Annotated in this window: 1 protein-coding gene; it reads left to right on the forward strand. The window is 38.2% G+C overall.

Annotated elements, in window-relative coordinates; all coding sequences use genetic code 11:
- The first annotated feature begins 119 nt into the window (after positions 1-119).
- On the forward strand, positions 120-521 hold the full coding sequence (locus ACGF7G_RS22445) for a hypothetical protein (RefSeq protein ID WP_387468495.1): 402 nt from the start codon (positions 120-122) through the stop codon (positions 519-521).
- Positions 522-929: the final 408 nt, after the last annotated feature.

Raw genomic sequence — 929 nt, forward strand, 5'->3', positions numbered from 1 at the left:
TCATTACCTTCCAGAAAAATGCTATTATCTGGTGGTTATTTTGATATATTGTTAATTGCAACTCTACTTAAATAGACTTTATATTACATGTGATTACTCAATATAACAGGATCGGAATCATGAAAAATTTGTTTGTTATTATGTTACTTCTCTCTGTAATAACCGGGTGTGCTAGTAAAAATAATCCAGACAGACAAACGCAAGCCGAAGAGGGATTGAAATTTGAATTTTCATCCGGAGGCAATTTTATCTTAACCCACGCCTGTACAGATAAAATAGATTACTTAGGGCCAGATGAAGGCGGAAATGATCAGATAGAAATAGCGATAAAAAACGATAAACAATGCTTTCCCCACTTTGATGTTTTAATCAATAAAAACATCCGCACCCAAATGACAGTATCATTTAAAGGTACTCATATTGTCACGGCGATTATTCAGACCGCTTTAGGTCCTTCATTCAGGATGGGAGTAAAAGATAAAGAGCAAGCTATGAGTATTGTGAAAACATTGAAAAATTAAAGAATAATATGAGGCAATTTTTGGGGCCTCTATTTATTTTTCGAGTAGGATTAAATCCCACACACCTAACTGGAGGGATACGATCAACGTTTTTGTCAAAGAAAATTCAAAACATCACAGTCCGCTCTATTTCTTGCTTAATATTCATTCAATAAAAAGAAAATATGCTACCATTCACCGATGAAGAGAAAACACACACCAACGCCACATGACGCTGTTTTTAAGGTGCGACGCGAAAGCTGTCCCCATGATTGTCTCACCCAAGTTAGGACAGAGAGACCTGCTGTTTCCTCAGCAGTAGCCTACCGAAGCGTGCGTTGCGGGTAACGGCAAGGTATGAAGCCTTCGGAACAATGTAATCCCTTAACGAGAAAGGTTCACCGTGAGGTAACCCAACTGCTGGAAGCA

This window comes from Photorhabdus sp. RM323S (genome assembly GCF_042879375.1).
Classification (GTDB): domain Bacteria; phylum Pseudomonadota; class Gammaproteobacteria; order Enterobacterales; family Enterobacteriaceae; genus Photorhabdus; species Photorhabdus tasmaniensis.